The following is an 18,195-nucleotide window of genomic DNA, read 5'->3' as shown; positions in this document are numbered from 1 at the left end:
CGACAAGCCAGCGCCCACAGAAGATTTTTGCATCCTTTGATACACACCCGAAAACAACAACGCCCCGTCGAGACGGGGCGTTGTGTGTTCAGGCGCCGATTACTTCTTGGCGGCTGGTGCAGCAGGTGCGTCAGCCGCTTCTGCCTTGGCTGGATCCTTGATGGCCAGCAGTTCCAGGTCGAATACCAGCACCGAGTTGGCCGGGATCGCCGGGCTCGGGCTCTGGGCGCCGTAGGCCAGGTCGGACGGGATGTACAGCTCGACCTTCTCGCCAACGTGCATCAGTTGCAGGCCTTCGACCCAACCCGGGATCACGCCGCTGACCGGCAGGTCGATCGGGCTACCGCGATCTACGGAGCTGTCAAAGGTAGTGCCGTTGGTGAGCTTGCCGGTGTAGTGAACAGTCACCACGTCGGTCGGCTTAGGCTGGGCGCCGTCGGCCTTCTTCACGATCTTGTACTGCAGGCCGGAAGCGGTGGTGACAACACCGTCTTTCTTGGCGTTGTCTTCGAGGAATTTCTTGCCAGCGGCTGCCGACTCTTCGCTCATTTTGGTCATGCGCTCTTCAGCACGCTTTTGCAGTGCGGCAAACGCTTCAACCAGCTCATCGTCCTTGAGCTTCTGCTCTTTCTTGCCGACGGCATCTTCGATGCCCTGGGCAACAGCTTTGGAGTCCAGGTCGTCCATGCCTTCTTGGGCAAGGCTCTTGCCCATGTTCAGGCCGATGCCGTAGGAAGCTTTCTGCGCCGGGGTTTTCAGCTCTACGCTGGTCTGCGAATCACAACCCGCAAGTACCAGGCTAACCAGGGCCACCGCCGCCGCCAACCGATGCTGTTTCATGCTATTTCCTTGTTCATGCGCCATAAGGGCATTCGAATAAAGTCGCGAGCTTATCAGGCGGCCACGACCAATGGCTACCGGCATGTGAGCAGGAAACTTCTGATAAGTTCACGTGTTTAAAAGCATTTCCATTTATCATGGGGCCCCGCGACGGATCGCGGAACCGCCTGATAGCGGGCCAATTGCTACTTGCCGCACCTGTGGCGCAGTGGCATAACAACGCGACAATTCGACAAGGATAGTTATCTTGCGCATTTTTTCCCGTGTTTTACTCCTGATACTGATCGCACTGGGCCTGATTCTGGCCGTGGTGCTCTACTACACCCTCAACCCCAAGCTGCCGGACTACGTGCCAGTAAAGCAGGTGCACTACCAGGAGCAATGGAGTGCCGACGACCGCCAGACCTACTACTTCACGCCCCAGGGCACCCAAGTAAAAGGCCTGCACTACGACTGGTTCACCGCCCTGGAACTGCCGTTTTCCGAGCAACGCTTTGCCGCGCCGGAGTACCTGGCGCGCTTTGGCTTCCTGGTCGACCCCAAGCAGACGCCCACCGCGCAAAACCCTGGCAACCTGCCAGTAGGGTTCGCCCGGCACCAGAACGCCGACAGCAGGGCTCAGTACCTGGATATCACCTGTGCGGCCTGCCACACCGGCGAATTGCACTACAAGGGCCAGGCCCTGCGCATCGACGGTGGCTCGGCGCAACACGTACTGCCCTCCAGCGTTCCCACGTTGCGCGGTGGCAGTTTCGGCCAGGCCCTGGTCGCCAGCCTGGCCGCTACCTATTACAACCCATGGAAGTTTGAGCGTTTTGCTCACAAGGTGCTGGGGGATCAGTACGATGCCCGGCGCGATCAACTGCGCAAGGACTTCAAGCAATCGCTGAACCAGTTCCTCAAAGTCGCCTGGAATGACACCCACCGTGGCCTTTACCCCACCGAAGAAGGCCCGGGCCGTACTGACGCCTTTGGACGCATCGCCAACGCCAGTTTTGGCGACGCCATTTCCCCCGACAATTATCGCGTCGCCAATGCGCCGGTGGACTACCCGCAGTTGTGGGATATCTGGACCTTCGACTGGGTGCAGTGGAATGGCTCGGCACAGCAGCCCATGGCGCGCAACATCGGCGAAGCCCTTGGCGTAGGCGCGACTCTGGCGTTCTTCGACGCAGCCGGGCAACCGCTCAAGGGCGATGCCCGCTACCCATCCAGCGTACGGGTGCGCGACCTGCACCTGATCGAAGAAACCCTGCAACGGCTCAAGCCGCCGACCTGGCCGCAAGACTTGTTCGGTGCCATCGACAAACCCCTCGCCGCCCAGGGCCGCGCACTCTTTGCCGAGAACTGCGCCGGCTGCCACCTGCCCACCGTTACCGAAGAAAACGGCCGACCGGTGCAGCAGTTGAAAATGCTGCCGGTGGACTACATCGGCACCGACCCCGGCACAGCCAACAACATTGCCGACCAACGCTATGACCTCAGCGCGCTGCAATGGGACCCGGCCGAACTGGCCCGGCTCAATGTCGAACTGCACCCCACCCCCACCGCGCCGCTGGACCTGAAAAAAATGTCGGTGGCCCAAGGCCTGGCCTATGTCACCGCCTTCGTCGAAGAGCATGCCTACCGTGCGGCGGGCGTGACCCCGGCCGAGCGCCCGGGCCTGGACGGGTTCGGCCTGCCCATCGGCGTACGCGAGTTGCGTGCCTACAAGGCGCGGCCACTGGCAGGCGTATGGGCCACCCCACCGTTCCTGCACAACGGTTCGGTGCCGACGATCTACCAACTGCTCTCGCCCCAGGACGAACGCAGCACCACTTTCTATAAAGGCACCTTCAACTACGACCCGCGTCACCTGGGGTTTGAGACCACCGCCTTCAAGAACGCCTTCCTGTTCGATACCAGAGTCACCGGCAACCACAACAGCGGCCACGAATTCCGTGCCGGCGAACGTGGCAATGGCGTTATCGGCCGTGGCCTGCTGCCGCAGGAACGCTGGGCGCTGCTCGAATACCTCAAAGTGCTGGGCGGCCCGCTGGAGCAACAACTGCCATGATTATCCGATCGCAAAACAAGGACCGCTCCATGCTTGCTCGTCTCTGGCTGCGCCTTGGCGCCTTTGTGGGCAAAACCCTGCTGTGGCTGCTGGGCCTGGGCCTGCTGGGCTGGGTGTTGGCCACGGCCTGGTTCGCCTGGCAGCACAGGGGCCCGGTGTCGGTGAAGGAACAGATCCCGCCGGGTGAGGCGGCGATGACCCAAGGCATCATCCAGACCGCCGTGCGCATCGTTGACCAGCATCGCGAAGGCACTCGCTACCTGCGTGATGCCCATGCCAAGGCCCATGGGTGCGTGAAAGCCGAGGTCAGCGTTCTGGCGGATCTCGACCCGGCCTTGCGCCAGGGTGTGTTCGCCGAGCCGGGCAAGACCTGGCAGGCGACGATGCGCCTGTCCAACGGCAACGCCTACCCGCAATTCGATAGCATCCGCGATGCCCGCGGCATGGCGATCAAGCTGTTGGATGTGCCGGGCAAGCAACTGATGGCCGACCAGCAAGCGCGCACCGAGCAGGATTTCGTGATGTTCAGCCATCCGAACTTCTTTGTCAGCGATGTCGCGGAATACGCGCAGAACATCGGTGCGCAAGCGGATGGCAAGAAGGTCCTGGCGTTCTTTCCCAAGCTCGATCCGCGCAGCTGGCAAGTGCGTCACTTGTTTATCGCCCTGGCAACCCTGGCGCCCGCCCCGGCCAGCCCGACGCAGACGACTTACTTTTCAGTGTCGCCTTATAAGTTTGGCGCGGCCAACGCCAAGTTTCGCGTGGCGCCCGACCCGCAAAGCTGCCCGGATTATGTGTTGCCCAAACAGAACCAGGACCTGCCCAACTTCCTGCGCAGCGCGCTCAACCAGCAACTGTCCACCGACCGCGTAGACGCGTGTTTTGTGCTGCAGATCCAGCGGCAAAACCCGCAGGCCTTCATGCCCATCGAAGACACCAGCATCGAGTGGAAGGAAAGCGACGCGCCGTATGAAACGGTGGCCAAGGTCAGGATTCCCGCCCAGGACTTCGACACGCCGGCGCAGAACCTGGCGTGCGATAATCAGTCGTTCAACCCCTGGTTCGGTTTGGAAGCGCACCGCCCCATCGGCGGGATCAACCGACTACGCAAAGCGGTGTACGAAGCCGTCAGCGATTACCGCCACAGCCGCAACGCGCCGTAAGGTGCGTTAAATCGCAGGCGAAAAAAAACCCGCTCAATGAGCGGGTTTCTTATGGCTACCTGGCGTTCAGCGTTCCAGGTGACCGAATATGGCGCAGCGGACGGGACTCGAACCCGCGACCCCCGGCGTGACAGGCCGGTATTCTAACCGACTGAACTACCGCTGCGCGTAACACTTGAAGCGAATGGTGGGTGATGACGGGATCGAACCGCCGACCCTCTGCTTGTAAGGCAGATGCTCTCCCAGCTGAGCTAATCACCCTTCGTTTCGGTGTGGGCGCATCATACACCAAAAAATCGTAATGTCTTGATTTAAATGCAATTTATTTAAAAAAAGTTTAGCGCGCGATTTTTTGCCATATTTCGGGCAGAAAAAAGCCCGCTCGATGAGCGGGCTTTCTTTGGCTACCTGGCGTTCAGCGTTCCAGGTGACCGAATATGGCGCAGCGGACGGGACTCGAACCCGCGACCCCCGGCGTGACAGGCCGGTATTCTAACCGACTGAACTACCGCTGCGCGTAACACTGAAGCGAATGGTGGGTGATGACGGGATCGAACCGCCGACCCTCTGCTTGTAAGGCAGATGCTCTCCCAGCTGAGCTAATCACCCTTCGTTTCGGTGTGGCGCGCATTCTACGGAGCGACCCTAAGTCTGGCAAGCACTTTCTTGAATCTTTTTTTTCAGCCCTTCCAATGGCTTAGGCAGGGTTGGCCTGCGGCGTGATCAAGAGAATAATGCCCCCCTTTGTATAGAGGAGAGACTCACCCCATGTGGTTCAAGAACCTGCTTATCTATCGCCTGACCCAAGATCTGCCTGTTGATGCCGAGGCGTTGGAAGCGGCCATGGCCACCAAGCTGGCGCGCCCTTGTGCAAGCCAGGAGTTGACCACTTACGGTTTCGTCGCACCTTTCGGTAAAGGTGAAGATGCTCCCCTGGTTCACGTCAGTGGAGATTTCCTGCTGATCGCCGCCCGCAAGGAAGAACGCATCCTGCCGGGCAGCGTGGTGCGTGATGCACTTAAAGAGAAAGTCGAAGAGATCGAAGCCGAGCAGATGCGCAAGGTCTACAAGAAGGAGCGCGACCAGATAAAGGATGAAATCATCCAGGCCTTCCTGCCGCGTGCCTTTATTCGTCGCTCGTCGACCTTTGCTGCGATCGCGCCGAAACAGGGCCTGATCCTTGTCAATTCGGCCAGCCCAAAGCGCGCCGAAGACCTGCTGTCGACCTTGCGCGAGGTGATCGGCACCCTGCCCGTCCGTCCGCTGACGGTGAAGACTGCACCAACTGCCATCATGACCGACTGGGTCACCACCCAGAAACCGGCCGATGACTTCTTCGTCCTCGACGAATGCGAACTGCGCGACACCCACGAAGACGGCGGCATCGTGCGCTGCAAGCGCCAAGACCTGACCAGCGAAGAGATCCAACTGCACCTGACCACCGGCAAGGTCGTGACCCAACTGTCCCTGGCGTGGCAGGACAAGTTGTCTTTCATGCTCGACGACAAGATGACCGTCAAGCGTCTGAAGTTCGAAGACCTGCTGCAAGACCAGGCGGAACAGGACGGCGGCGATGAAGCCCTGGGCCAACTGGATGCCAGCTTTACCTTGATGATGCTGACTTTCGGCGATTTCCTGCCAGCGTTGGTTGAGGCACTGGGCGGCGAAGAGACGCCACAGGGCATCTAAGCAACACCGATCCAATGTGGGCACGGTCAGTGTGGGAGCTGGCTTGCCTGCGATAGCGGAGTGTCAGCCAGAGTAGTGCCGACTCATACACCGCTATCGCAGGCAAGCCAGCTCCCACATTTGATTGCATCGACAACTCAGAAATCGAATAAAAAAGGACATCCCCATGCGCGCACTCGCCGCCTTGAGCCGCTTCGTCGGCAACACCTTTGCCTACTGGGTGTTGATCTTTGCCGTTGTCGCCTTTCTCCAACCCAGCTGGTTCATCGGCCTGAAAAGCGCCATCGTCCCACTGCTGGGCCTGGTGATGTTCGGCATGGGGTTGACCTTGAAACTGGAAGACTTCGCCGAAGTCGCTCGCCACCCCTGGCGCGTAGCGTTGGGCGTGGTCGCGCATTTCGTGATCATGCCGGGCGTGGCATGGTTGCTGTGCCAGGCGTTCCATTTGCCGGCGGAAATTGCCGTTGGCGTGATCCTGGTCGGCTGTTGCCCAAGTGGCACGTCGTCCAACGTGATGACCTGGCTGGCCCGGGGTGATCTGGCCTTATCGGTAGCGATTGCCGCCGTCACCACCCTCCTCGCCCCGCTGCTCACACCGGCGTTGATCTGGCTGCTGGCCTCGGCCTGGCTGCCCGTATCGTTCATGGAGCTGTTCTGGTCGATCCTGCAAGTGGTGCTGCTACCCATCGTACTGGGCGTGGTCGCGCAGCGCTTGCTCGGTGATCGGGTAAGGCATGCGGTGGACGTGCTGCCACTGGTGTCGGTGGTCAGCATTGTGATCATCGTCGCGGCCGTGGTTGCCGCAAGCCAAGGCAAGATTGCCGAGTCGGGCCTGCTGATCATGGCCGTGGTGATGCTGCACAACAGCTTCGGTTACCTGCTGGGCTACTTCACCGGGCGCCTGTTCAAGTTGCCCTTGGCGCAACGCAAGTCGTTGGCGCTGGAAGTCGGTATGCAGAACTCCGGGCTGGGTGCCGCGCTGGCCAGTGCACACTTTTCGCCGCTGGCGGCAGTACCCAGCGCGTTGTTCAGCGTCTGGCACAATATTTCCGGCGCATTGCTTTCTACCTACTTCCGTCGCATGAGCGAGAAGGAAGACCGCCGCGCATCAGACGCCGCGTAATTTCAGCTCTCCAGAGAACTTCGCGGGGATGACCTCGCGACGCACCAAGCGATTGCCCTACCTATAACGAACGTGGCGCAAGCAAGTGCAGGGCCTTGCTTGCACCTATGCTTCAACACCGCTGAGCGATGTATTAATGCCTTAGTCGAAGTATCTTTGACGTAGAGGCAAATTCAACTCCGCCAGCAGAGCGTTTTCGTTATACGGCCACGGGTTGTAGGTGGAGGCCGAAAAGTTACGACCGAGGAACTGAAAAGGCTGATGACTGGTAGGAAGTCCAACGGCCTGGCGTTCCAGGTTTCTCTCCCAGGCAAAATTCGGATCAGGATGGCCTACAAACGTATAGCCCGGTAGAAAGGTACCCTGACCGCCGTTGACCGCATGACTAAGCTCATGGTAGAGAATCACGGCAGGGGGGCGCCCGTGTCCGGGAGTGATGAAACTTCGCTCATGAATCAGCACGGGATTAGTCGCAGGCGCCCCTCGGACACCGTTTGATATAAAGCCGTACGCGGGGTCATTTTCGAGACGATTGGCGTCTTGAGGCGAGGGAGGGCTATCTGGATCGCGGTGATGGTATGAGCTTCCATCCAATCCCTCTCGAAGGGTTATCGGCGCGGCAAGGGAATCGATTTCTGCCAGCATCCCCTGCCCTGTGGGTGAGCTGCGCAGAAACTCCAGGTTGTCTTCCATGTTTTGGATGAAGTCTTCGCTCCCCTTGATCTTGATGCTGCTACCGTTACTCGAAGCGCCTAAATGACGAACGCTTGCAGGTGAACGCACACCATTAAAATTATCCACCCCGCGTTGCCCATATACGATATCGGATGGGTTATAAGTCGTGACGGTGTCCTGCCCTCGTCCCGTGTATATAACATTGCGGTCACCACCATTAATGATGTCGTCACCGCCCCCGCCATGCAATATATTGCGCCCTCTGCCGCCATAAATTAAATCGTTACCCTGTCCTCCGTCCAAGTAGCTGATTTTTGCATCCGGACCACCGCCCGCACGCAGCTCATCACTCCCCTTGCCACCATATATCACCGTATTGCCAGTACCGCCGGTGATGAAGTCATTGCCATCATTTCCCTCTGCATAGCTATCACCGCTGCCCAGGTTGATGATGTCAGAACCGTCTCCACCAAATACATTCGTCCGGCCTGCCCCGCCATAAAAGATATCGTTACCCGCGCCGAGATTGACAAAGGTTTGCTCACGCCCTCCATAGTCGAGACTGACGCCATCGCGCCCACCCCCGGTATCAATGTAAAGACGCTGTTGATCAGCAGAGTTATTTTGGAAAGGCAGGTGGTACGACTGTCCATTAACGTGTGCAACAAGCCCTCCATCTCTGCCTCTTTCAACATGGACTCTGTCGTCGCCATCACCGGTAGATAACAGAACATGCTCACTTTGCTTTGAAGGGTCATCAGCGTCATTGGCGGAGCCGCGCTCAATGGTGACATTGTCATCTTTATAACGGTTAGTACTGATGCGAGCAGGCTCTTGCCCGGCAAAATTTATTTGTCCTTGCTGACCACGGGCAGCAGCCTTGACTTCCTCTCGACTAGGACCAGACCGGTAGTACGGTTCGCCCTGCGGCGCAGCAGCTTGCCTCGCCTGCCGCTGAGACTCATTATCGCCGCTGGTGTTTTCACCATAGGTAATCGGTCCCGCCCGGGAAGAATTGAACTCTACCGGGGGAGCATCATTTGCGTTGTTAAACATCAGCTGCACATTCGCCGTGTTTGGAGCAGCGCGTGCTTCCTGCCTGGCAGGATCAGCCGCCTGGCGATGACTTTCGTTGTTATTTTCATTTTCGTAAGATCGTGAACCGGGTGATGCTGCAACAGAAGAAGTTTCCATTGTGTACCTCCAATTAACACTCGGGCTTACGAACCTTATGTGGTGTTACGGGTGGAGGCCGTTCCTTGCCATTGGGCGAAAACTTCCTGACTCCTGCGCTAAAACATAGAACTCAACCTGCACACCGGCGATTTCTCCCAACCCCCTCGATTTAAAAATGGGCAGCCATTGACGTCGCATGAGCGAGCACAAAACAGCCGTGCGCTGGAAGCCGCGCCGTAAACTTGATCACCTGATTTAATTTCGGCACTCTAGCGAGCTACGCGAGGACGACCTCGCGACGCTATCAAGCGCTTACCCGGGGACGACCCCACTTTGATAGAAGCGAGGTCATCATGTCCTGGATCATTCTGTTTTTTGCCGGGTTGTTTGAAGTGGGCTGGGCCGTCGGCCTGAAGTACACCGACGGTTTCAGCAAGCCACTGCCCACCGCCCTGACGATTGCCGCCATGGCTGTCAGCCTGGGGTTGCTGGGGCTGGCCATGAAGGAGTTGCCGCTGGGCACCGCCTATGCCATCTGGACCGGCGTGGGCGCCGTGGGCACCGTAATTGCCGGGATTATCCTGTTTGGGGAGTCCATGGCGTTGTTTCGGTTGGCAAGTGTGGCGTTGATTATTTGTGGGTTGATAGGCCTCAAAATCAGCGCCTGAGTCATTGGTCGCTCCCGGCATTGGGAGCGACTTCCTTTAATCAGCGAGCAAAGTACCGCTCACGCAACGAAGTTCCCAGCTCGTCAGCAAGGCCATTCTCAGTGGCCCATGCCGGGTTTGTATTCGTAGGTGGCGTTGAAGGATCGTTGTCGAAGTCGAAAGGTGGCGCATTAGTCGGCTGGCCTACTGCCTGCCGCTCCCTGTTTGACTCAAATTGCGGCCGGTCAGGATCAGCTTGATCAGCCCCTACAAAAGTTTCACCAGCCAATGCGGTGCCATTGACACCGTTATAGGCATGCCCCATCTCGTGAAACAGCGGAATAATGGGCGGCCGCTTATGCTCTTCCACCACAAATGAAGGGTCGAATAGAATCGTTGCGTCATCTGCCGGAGCGCCCGGGATACCGTCATTGATATAACCATGAGCCCAATCATTCGGTGGTTCTTGACGAGGGTCACCCGCGTCGACCCCTTTACGCCCATAGTTATAAAAAGCGCCCTCCCCTTCGGGCTGTTGCACAACCTTGATTCGCTCAGGCGTTTTATCCAATGCACCCAACATTTTCTGTCCCGTTGGAGAACTTTGCAAAAATTCAAGGTCGTCGTTAAAACGCTGCTTGAATTCCTCAGTCCCCTCGACATTAAAGGCCTTACTGCCGACTTCTGTTGGAGACACTATCTTCAACTGCGAACCGAACGTTCGCTTGATACCGTCGCCGTCTTTCGCATAGATAGAATCGACATCCGATACTGAGTTGATCGTGTCAAGCCCTCTACCGCTGTAAAAGATGTTACGCCCCTTCCCACCAATGAGAACATCATCATCCCTGCCACCGTGCATGACGTTATGTCCGGAGCCGCCCTCTAATAGATCATTTCCGCGCCCCCCATCCATGTAACTGCCGCCGCTCCCGCCACGTAGTTTGTCGTTGCCGTTACCCCCATACATGACGCTGTAACCTAGGCCTGCAGTAATGGAGTCATCACCGTCATCACCTTCGGCATAAGCAACCCCTGCGCCCAGCGTCAGCGTATCGTTACCTGCGCCGCCATATACATTGGTCCTGCCCCCGCCGGCTTTGAATCTGTCATTACCATCGCCCAGCTTGACGCTCACCGGCAGCTCAAGATCATCGGCAACAGACACGTCATCGTCTCCGCCATTGGTGTGGATTTCAATCTTTTGACGACTTCTTTCATCCTGATAAAGTGGAATCTCATAGGACTTGCCGTTAATGTCAGCAATCAGCCCTCCATCGTTAGATTTTTTTATATGGACTTTATCGGCTGCATTTCCCGTCGTGATGACCAAATTCTCTTCTTTTGGTGGCCCGAAAAATCCTTTGCCACCTCTAACATTCAGCTCTATCTGTATTCCATCCTCACTGAAAGGCATATTTGGAATGATCTTCACGGGTGCCGACGTCACGCCAGATTTACTTTGAGATTTATCAATACCCGTCAAATAATTTAGCTGGCCCGTAACGGTCCCTTGGGCTGGAGAGTGGTGAAGAGACGGAGAACCAACAGGCATATTCATAGAAAGTCATCCTTAGCATTAATTAGCTGCGATGACTATGTGGCGGGCCTGACGAAACCGTTCCGTCAGCTGAATGACTTTTTACCCTATGCAGTAAGTTTCGAGAATTTTCCGACAGCAACATTCACATTTCTCAGGGCCTTACTTGAAGCATTACAACAGGCCCTGAGCGTGCAGATCATGCGCAATGGTACTGATGACTATTCGAAATACCTAGGCCGTATCGGCAAACCGAATTCCGCCAGCAGCGCATTTTCATTATAGGGCCATGGGTTGTAAGTGGTGGCTGGCAGCCCAGGCCCGTTGAAGTGATAAGGTGAATGGTTGGACGGGAGTCCGACCGCCTGGCGCTCGTTATTGGCCTCGTAGGCAAATCTTGGATTAGAGTGGCCGATATAAGTGTTCCCTGACAGAAAGGTGCCTTCGCCACCATTGATCGCATGAGCCAATTCATGATGAAGCACAACGGCTGGAGGCCGCCCGGTTCCAGGCGTAATGAAATTACGCTGATGAGTCACCAATGGGTTTGTCGCCGGCGTACCCGCAACACCGCCTGATATATAGCCGTCTGCAAGTCCTATACGGCGATTCTCATCATCGCGCGCATTCCCACTGCCGGGATCACTGTAATGATAGAAACTGCCATTGAACCCCTCCCGGATAACGAGAGGTGCGGGAAGCGAATCAATCTTTGCTAGCGTATACTGCCCTACCGGTGAGCTGCGGTAAAACTCCAAGGTGTCTTCAATGTTTTGCTTGAACGCTTCGCTCCCCTCGATTCTGATACGGCCACCGTCATTTGAAATGGGCAGATGACGAACGCTCGCAGGTGAGCGCACACGGCTCAAATCATCAGTTCCGACTTGCCCGTATACGGTGTCGGACTGGCTATTAGTCTCGACAGTATCTTCTCCTCTGCCCGTGTAGATAGTATTGCTGTCACCACCAAAGATGAAATCGTCATCGCGCCCGCCATGCAAAATATTGCGCCCTCTCCCGCCGAATATTGAATCTCTCCCGTTTCCGCCATCCACGTAGCTCACTTTTGTGTCCGAGCCACCGCCCGCACGCAATTCATCACTACCATTGCCACCAAAAATAACCGTATTGCCGGTACCGCCCGTAATAAAGTCATTCCCGTCATTACCCTCTGCGTAGCTGTCACCGCTTCCCAAATTAATGATGTCAGAGCCATCGCTCCCAAACACACTCGTTCGGCCTGACCCGCCATAAAAAGAATCGTTACCCCGCCCGAGATCGACAATCGTGTCCTGGTCGCCGCCATAATCGATATTGACGGCATCCTTCCCATCGCCGGTACTGATGAGAACGCGTTGTTGATTAGCGGAGTTCTCAATGAACGGTATCTGGTATGACTGTCCATTGACGTGCGCAAGAATCCCGCCATCGCTGCTTCTTTCAACACTGACGTTGTCGTCACCCTGACCGGTAGATATTTGCAGAATTTCATTACGCTTGAGACGGGCGTTCGGGTCATTGGCTGAGACCGAGGAGAAATCAATACGAACATTGCCGTCCTGATAGTGAGGGGTGGTGATGGGAGTCGGCGGCTGCCCATCAAAGTTTATGGGACCTTGCTGGCCGCGGGCAGCGGCTCTAACCTGGTCTCGACTGGGAGCATTCCGGTTGTATGGCTCATCCTGCGACGCATCGGATTGCCTTGGCTGCCTCTGAAGCTCGTTATCGCCACCATAGGTCACCGGCCCCACCCGGGCAGAGCTGGTCTCTACCCGGGAAGCATCATGCTCATTGCTGTACATAAAGGGCACACTGGCCGTGTTCGGAGCAGCCTGAGCACCCTGCGCTGCAGGGTCAGCCGCCTGTCGATAGCCTGCGTCGTTTTTTTCATCTTCGCTGGAGCGTGAAGCAGTCGATGGTGCAACAGGCGACGTTTCCATCACTAACCTCCGAACATGCATTTGGGATTACGACGGTTAGGTGGTGCTACGGACCGAAAACGTTCCTGAAACCGAGTGGAAATTTACCGACGCCTGTGCAGAAGATACTCATCAAGCACCAGACCAGCGCACAATCCGGATCGTTGATGAGCCTCCATTACCGACGAAAAACTACCTTAAACTTCCGCGTAATTTTCCAACCAATGCGTGCAAAGCATTCGGTGTCACCGTCTCACTTTCCACCGGCTCACCCGCCACCAACACCACCCGCGACCAGATCCGATGGAAAAAGCCCTTGTTCGGATCGCGGCTGAAGAAACTCCCCCACAACCCCTGCAACGCCATGGGGATCACCGGCACCGGCGTCTCCTCCAGGATGCGTGTCACCCCGCCACGAAACTCATTCATCTCGCCATCGGCTGTCAGCTTGCCTTCCGGGAAGATGCACACCAACTCGCCATCCTTGAGGTACTGAGCAATGCGCGCGAACGCCTGTTCGTAGATCTGAATGTCTTCATGGCGCCCCGCAATCGGAATCGCACCAGCGGTGCGGAAGATAAAATTGAGCACCGGCAAGCGGTAGATCTTGTAGTACATGACAAAGCGAATCGGCCGACGTACTGCACCGCCAATCAACAGCGCATCGACAAACGACACATGGTTACACACCAGCAACGCCGCGCCTTCATCCGGGATGGCTTGCAGGTTGCGATGCTCCACGCGGTACATGGAATGGCTGAGCAGCCAGATCATGAAGCGCATGGTGAACTCGGGGACGATTTTGAAGATGTAAGTGTTAACTGCGATGTTGAGCAGCGACACCACCAGGAACAACTCGGGGATCGACAGCTTGGCCACGCTCAACAGCAGGATGGACACGATGGCCGAGACCACCATGAACAGTGCATTGAGAATGTTGTTGGCCGCGATCACCCGAGCCCGTTCGTTCTCGGCGGTACGCGACTGGATCAGCGCATACAGCGGCACGATGTAAAAGCCGCCGAACACACCCAGGCCGAGGATATCGAACAGCACCCACCACGCCTGGCCGTAGCTGAGCACCGCGAGCCAATCGTTGGCTTGCACGTTCTGCGGGAAGCCGCCGGAGTGCCACCACAGCAGCAGGCCGAACACGGTCAGGCCAAACGAACCAAACGGCACCAGGCCGATTTCCACCTTACGCCCGGAGAGTTTTTCGCACAGCATCGAGCCCAGGGCGATGCCCACCGAGAACACCGTGAGGATCAAGGTCACCACGGTTTCGTCGCCGTACAGCCATTCCTTGGCATAGGCCGGGATTTGCGTGAGGTAGATCGCGCCGACAAACCAGAACCATGAGTTGCCGACAATCGAGCGCGACACCGCCGGCGTCTGCCCCAGGCCCATGCGCAACGTCGCCCACGACTGAGTGAAGATATTCCAGTCCAGGCGCAGCTGCGGTGTCGACGCCGCTGCGCGCGGGATGCTGCGGCTGGCCAGGTAGCCCAGCACCGCCACGGCCACAATCGCCACCGCCACCACCGGCGCGTAATGGGTGGAAGACATCATGATCCCGGCACCGATGGTGCCCGCCAAAATTGCCAGGAACGTGCCCATCTCCACCAGGCCGTTGCCGCCCACCAACTCATCGTCGTGCAAGGCCTGGGGCATGATCGAGTACTTCACCGGGCCGAACAGCGCCGAGTGAGTGCCCATGGCAAACAGCGCCAGCAGCATCAGTTCAAGATGATTGGTCAGAAAACCCGTCGCGCCCACCGCCATGATCACGATCTCGCCGATCTTGATCGCGCGGATCAACGCGTCCTTGTTGAATTTCTCGCCAAACTGCCCGGCCAACGCCGAGAACAGGAAGAACGGCAGGATAAACAACAAAGCACACAGGTTGACCCAGATGGAGCGGTCACCCTCGATGGTGAGCTTGTAAAGGATGGCCAGAATCAGCGACTGCTTGAAGATGTTGTCGTTGAACGCGCCCAGCAACTGGGTAATGAAAAACGGCAAGAAGCGCCGCGTGCGCAGCAAGGTAAATTGGGAAGGATGGCTCATCGTCGTCCGTGTTCCTGCGTGGCCTTTATTTATCAGGCCACGACTTTACCTAATCCTGCTTACTTATTCGCTAGCCCGGCAATACAAGGCGAAACAAAAAGCTCGCCTTTATAAGCGCCCTGCACGGTGCGCTTGGCCACGATCAGCCACATCAGCGCCAGCGCAACCACCAGCACACTGCCAAACACGCTGAAAAACGCCAGCTGTAACAGGCTCGCCAATTTAAGCGTGGCCAAGGCGTAAACCCCCAATGGGAAGGTAAAACCCCACCAGCCCAGGTTGAACGGGATACCGGCGCGCAGGTAACGCAGGGTGATCAACACCGCAATCAACATCCACCACAAACCGAAGCCCCACAGGGTAATGCCCGCAATCAGGCCCAGGCCGTGGGCCATTTCACCGACACTGGCCAGGCCATTGGCGGCGAAGATCCCAGGGGCATCCGTACCGAGCAGCAACATGCCCAAGGCACCGGTACCGATCGGGCCCAGGGCCAACCAGCTCGACGCTGCCATATTGGCGTGAGGCAACTTATGCAAGGCCATGCGCAGCATCAGGATGGTCAGAATGCTGAACGCTACCGGCAGGGAAAACGCCCACAACACGTAGCTGGTCACCAACATCACCAGTTGCGAATGGGCACCGGCCAAGTGCGGCGCGAGCAAGCCACCGCTGGCCGCTGCCACTTCGGCCGCCACCACGGGCAACAGCCAGACGGCGGTCATCTGGTCGATGCTGTGCTCCTGGCGGGTGAACATCATGAACGGGATCAGCACGCCGCAGGCCAGGGACATGGCCACGTCCAGCCACCACAAGGCTTCGGCCAACGGGATCACATCACCGCCCCAGCGCGGCAGGCCGAACAGCAGCAAGCCGTTGAGAATAGTCGCCAGCCCCATGGGGATGGTGCCGAAAAACATCGAGACCGTTGAGTGCCCGAAGATGCGCCGCGCCTCGTGGAAAAACATCACCCAGCGGGCGGCATACAGCACGCTGAACAGCACAAACAGGCCAATGGTGAACAGCCACAGGCCCTCGGCGACGGCATGCAGGCCTGGCAGGCTGACTGGCAGCTGGGCCAAGGCCAGCGCCAGCACACCGGTGCCCATGGTCGCGGCAAACCAGTTCGGGGTGAACTGGCGAATCACTTCCCGGGGACGGGCCAAGTGACTGAAGGGTTTGTAGCGGTGAGTGGTCGAGCAGGTCATGGGTTAATCCTCTTCCTCATTTGAGGTTGGGGCCATGATAGAACCTGATCGAATATCTATATAACGGGTAATATCTCTAACTGTTATCTATTTTACCTATATTAATCGTAATCATGCGCTGGCCCTTGCCTGCGCCGTGTCCCGCCACAACAACCCAACAAGCGCGCCGAGAGACAGCAAGATAAGCACCGCACCGTAGCCGTCCGTGGTCGCGATCAGGCCAAAGACGCGGCTCAGGTTACCCGCCAACAGCGCCGGCACGCAGAACGCCAGGTAGCTCAATACATAGAACGCCGACATCAGGCCCGCCCGCTCATGGGGCAACGCCAGGCCCACGATACTGCGCACACTGCCCATGAAACCGCCGCCGAAGCCCAGGCCTGCGATCACACTGGCGACAAAGAACAGCCACAGGCTGGCGGTGTTTACGGCAACCAGCAGCAACCCCACGCCCACGGCCAGCAGTGCAGCCGACAAGCGCATCACCCTGTCAGCCGCGTGATTGCGCAGGCTGTAGATCATCACCGCGCCGCTCAAGGTCACCACCGCCACCAGCCCGCCGCCGATCAAGTGCGAGGTCGACCCGGTGGCGACGCGCACCAACGACGGCGCCAACGAGGAAAAGAACCCACCCAGCGCCCACACGGCCACATTCAATGGCATCGCCAGCCACAAGGCGCGGCGCGCCTGCGGCGGCACATGCAGGGTTGGCGCCAGGGACTGCAAGGCGCCGGGTATACGACTGACCGTTTCAGGCAGGCGCCATACATAGAGAGCCTGCATCACCATCAAGCCCAGCAGGGTGTAATAGATCAATTGGGTTGGCCATGGCGCGTACTCCACCAGTAACCCGCTGCCCAGGCCACCACTGGCCATGCCGAGCATCGGTGCAAGGCTGTTGAGCATCGGGCCGCGGACGCGGTCGGTATCGAGCAGCGTCGCACTCAATACCGCTGTGGCAGTGCCAGTCGCGAAGCCCTGTAACGCGCGGGCGGCCAGCAGGCAGGCGGTGCTGTCAGCGTGGATAAACAGCAGCATCGCCACACTATTGAGCAGCAGCGCGGCGAAGATCACCGGCTTGCGCCCCAGGTAATCCGCGAGCGACCCCACCGTCAGCAGGGCCGCCAGCAGGCTCACGGCATAGACACCAAAGATGGCCGTGAGCATGGCCGCCGAAAAATGCAGGTGGTCTTGGTACACCTGGTACAAGGGCGTCGGCGCGCTGGAGGCGGCGAGAAAGGTCAGCACCATGATCACTAGAAACGCCAGGCTGGACCGCTGAGAGATGACACTGGACATGGGCACGCTCCGCTAAAGCTAATATTTTGCTTTTGTGCAGTGTGCTATTCGCTGGCGCTTAAAGCAAATTCTTTGTGTTAAGGTCTTGCCCATGGCGATCAAAGAAGGCCTCCGCCCGGGGGGCCGCAGTGCCCGGGTACAAGAATCCGTCCACAGAGCGGTGCGCGAATTGCTGGAAGCCCATGAGCGTTCCAGTGTCACCGTGCCGATGATTGCGGCATGTGCAGGCGTCACGCCGTCGACCATTTACCGGCGCTGGGGCGATCTGTCAGTACTGCTCGCCGACGTCGCCCTGGCCCGAATGCGTCCCGATACCGAACCGGCCAACACCGGCAGCCTGCGTGGCGACCTGCAAGCCTGGGCCGAGCAATACCTGGATGAGATGAGTTCGGACGTAGGCCGCAACATGATGCGCGACGTGCAAAGCAGCCCGACGCCAGGGTATTGCGTGAGCATCCTGAGTGGGCAGTTGCAGGTGATTGTTGACCGCTACCCGCAGGAACAGCCACCGAGCGTTGACCATCTGATCAACCTGCTCGCCGCACCTACGGTGTTTCGTATTCTGTTTTCGGCAGAGCCTTTGGCGGTAGAAGAACTGCATGCCCTGATCGAGCTGGCACTGAAAAACTGAAGCGCGTGCGCCGACACAAAATGTGGGAGCTGGCTTGCCTGCGATGCAGACACCTCGGTACACCCGTCAAGCGAAGTCGATACCATCGCAGGCAAGCCAGCTCCCACATTTGTTCGGTGTGCATCCAATAAAAAACGGCCTCTGATGAGGCCGTTTTGTTAT

The 18,195-nt window shown here is 57.9% G+C and carries 13 protein-coding genes and 4 tRNA genes; 6 read left to right on the top strand and 11 right to left on the bottom strand.

The window, feature by feature from the left end; all coding sequences use genetic code 11:
- Positions 1–99 precede the first annotated feature (99 nt).
- Positions 100–840, bottom strand: coding sequence for an FKBP-type peptidyl-prolyl cis-trans isomerase (locus tag GH769_RS05800; protein ID WP_003190133.1), 741 nt, complete (start codon positions 838–840; stop codon positions 100–102).
- A gap of 247 nt (positions 841–1,087) precedes the next feature.
- Here GH769_RS05800 and GH769_RS05795 point away from each other — a divergent pair, with 247 nt between their 5' ends.
- Both GH769_RS05795 and GH769_RS05790 read left to right on the top strand, forming a co-directional pair.
- On the top strand, positions 1,088–2,896 hold the full coding sequence (locus tag GH769_RS05795) for a di-heme-cytochrome C peroxidase (RefSeq protein WP_032901939.1): 1,809 nt from the start codon (positions 1,088–1,090) through the stop codon (positions 2,894–2,896).
- A 29-nt stretch (positions 2,897–2,925) separates the two neighbouring features.
- Positions 2,926–4,059 (top strand): catalase family protein, encoded by a 1,134-nt coding sequence (locus GH769_RS05790; protein WP_032901960.1) that lies wholly within the window; start codon positions 2,926–2,928, stop codon positions 4,057–4,059.
- Between the two features lie 89 nt (positions 4,060–4,148).
- Here the strand turns inward: GH769_RS05790 and GH769_RS05785 are convergent.
- From GH769_RS05785 to GH769_RS05770, 4 genes are all read right to left on the bottom strand, one after another.
- A tRNA-Asp gene (locus tag GH769_RS05785) sits at positions 4,149–4,225 on the bottom strand.
- 19 nt (positions 4,226–4,244) lie between these two features.
- A tRNA-Val gene (locus GH769_RS05780) sits at positions 4,245–4,320 on the bottom strand.
- A gap of 177 nt (positions 4,321–4,497) precedes the next feature.
- A tRNA-Asp gene (locus GH769_RS05775) sits at positions 4,498–4,574 on the bottom strand.
- A gap of 18 nt (positions 4,575–4,592) precedes the next feature.
- Positions 4,593–4,668 (bottom strand) — tRNA-Val (locus GH769_RS05770).
- A 159-nt stretch (positions 4,669–4,827) separates the two neighbouring features.
- Between GH769_RS05770 and rdgC the strand changes: the two genes are divergently transcribed.
- Positions 4,828–5,748: a recombination-associated protein RdgC gene (gene rdgC / locus GH769_RS05765; protein ID WP_020301078.1), complete on the top strand. Its 921-nt coding sequence runs from the start codon at positions 4,828–4,830 to the stop codon at positions 5,746–5,748.
- A 166-nt stretch (positions 5,749–5,914) separates the two neighbouring features.
- On the top strand, positions 5,915–6,871 hold the full coding sequence (locus GH769_RS05760) for a bile acid:sodium symporter family protein (RefSeq protein WP_020301079.1): 957 nt from the start codon (positions 5,915–5,917) through the stop codon (positions 6,869–6,871).
- Positions 6,872–7,012: 141 nt separating this feature from the next.
- Here GH769_RS05760 and GH769_RS05755 read toward each other — a convergent pair whose 3' ends face one another.
- Complete coding sequence (locus GH769_RS05755; RefSeq protein WP_014717788.1) at positions 7,013–8,740, bottom strand: M91 family zinc metallopeptidase; 1,728 nt, start codon at positions 8,738–8,740, stop codon at positions 7,013–7,015.
- Between the two features lie 335 nt (positions 8,741–9,075).
- Here GH769_RS05755 and sugE point away from each other — a divergent pair, with 335 nt between their 5' ends.
- Entirely contained in the window at positions 9,076–9,390 is a 315-nt protein-coding gene (gene sugE, locus GH769_RS05750) for a quaternary ammonium compound efflux SMR transporter SugE (protein WP_003190128.1), read from the top strand.
- A 40-nt stretch (positions 9,391–9,430) separates the two neighbouring features.
- On the opposite strand, the gene GH769_RS05745 is transcribed toward sugE, so the two are convergent.
- The 5 genes from GH769_RS05745 to GH769_RS05725 all read right to left on the bottom strand — a co-directional run bounded on the left by GH769_RS05745 (position 9,431) and on the right by GH769_RS05725 (position 17,402).
- A complete protein-coding gene (locus GH769_RS05745) occupies positions 9,431–10,930 on the bottom strand; it encodes a M91 family zinc metallopeptidase (protein WP_020301081.1) in 1,500 nt (499 codons plus the stop codon).
- A 200-nt stretch (positions 10,931–11,130) separates the two neighbouring features.
- Positions 11,131–12,849 (bottom strand): M91 family zinc metallopeptidase, encoded by a 1,719-nt coding sequence (locus tag GH769_RS05740; protein ID WP_032901942.1) that lies wholly within the window; start codon positions 12,847–12,849, stop codon positions 11,131–11,133.
- Positions 12,850–13,020: 171 nt separating this feature from the next.
- Entirely contained in the window at positions 13,021–14,895 is a 1,875-nt protein-coding gene (locus GH769_RS05735; protein WP_014717785.1) for an MFS transporter, read from the bottom strand.
- A 59-nt stretch (positions 14,896–14,954) separates the two neighbouring features.
- Positions 14,955–16,103 carry a TDT family transporter gene (locus tag GH769_RS05730; RefSeq protein WP_032901943.1) on the bottom strand — a complete coding sequence of 383 codons (1,149 nt, stop codon included), beginning with the start codon at positions 16,101–16,103 and terminating at the stop codon, positions 14,955–14,957.
- A gap of 111 nt (positions 16,104–16,214) precedes the next feature.
- A complete protein-coding gene (locus GH769_RS05725) occupies positions 16,215–17,402 on the bottom strand; it encodes an MFS transporter (RefSeq protein WP_153649493.1) in 1,188 nt (395 codons plus the stop codon).
- A gap of 91 nt (positions 17,403–17,493) precedes the next feature.
- On the opposite strand from GH769_RS05725, the gene GH769_RS05720 reads away from it, so the two are divergent.
- Positions 17,494–18,033 carry a TetR/AcrR family transcriptional regulator gene (locus GH769_RS05720; protein WP_014717782.1) on the top strand — a complete coding sequence of 180 codons (540 nt, stop codon included), beginning with the start codon at positions 17,494–17,496 and terminating at the stop codon, positions 18,031–18,033.
- The last annotated feature ends 162 nt before the right edge of the window (positions 18,034–18,195 follow it).

It is taken from the genome of Pseudomonas sp. CFSAN084952, from assembly GCF_009648855.1.
Taxonomy (GTDB): domain Bacteria; phylum Pseudomonadota; class Gammaproteobacteria; order Pseudomonadales; family Pseudomonadaceae; genus Aquipseudomonas; species Aquipseudomonas paracarnis.
The sequence above is the reverse complement of the archived record's forward strand: the minus strand, read 5'-3'. Positions and strand labels throughout refer to the sequence as shown.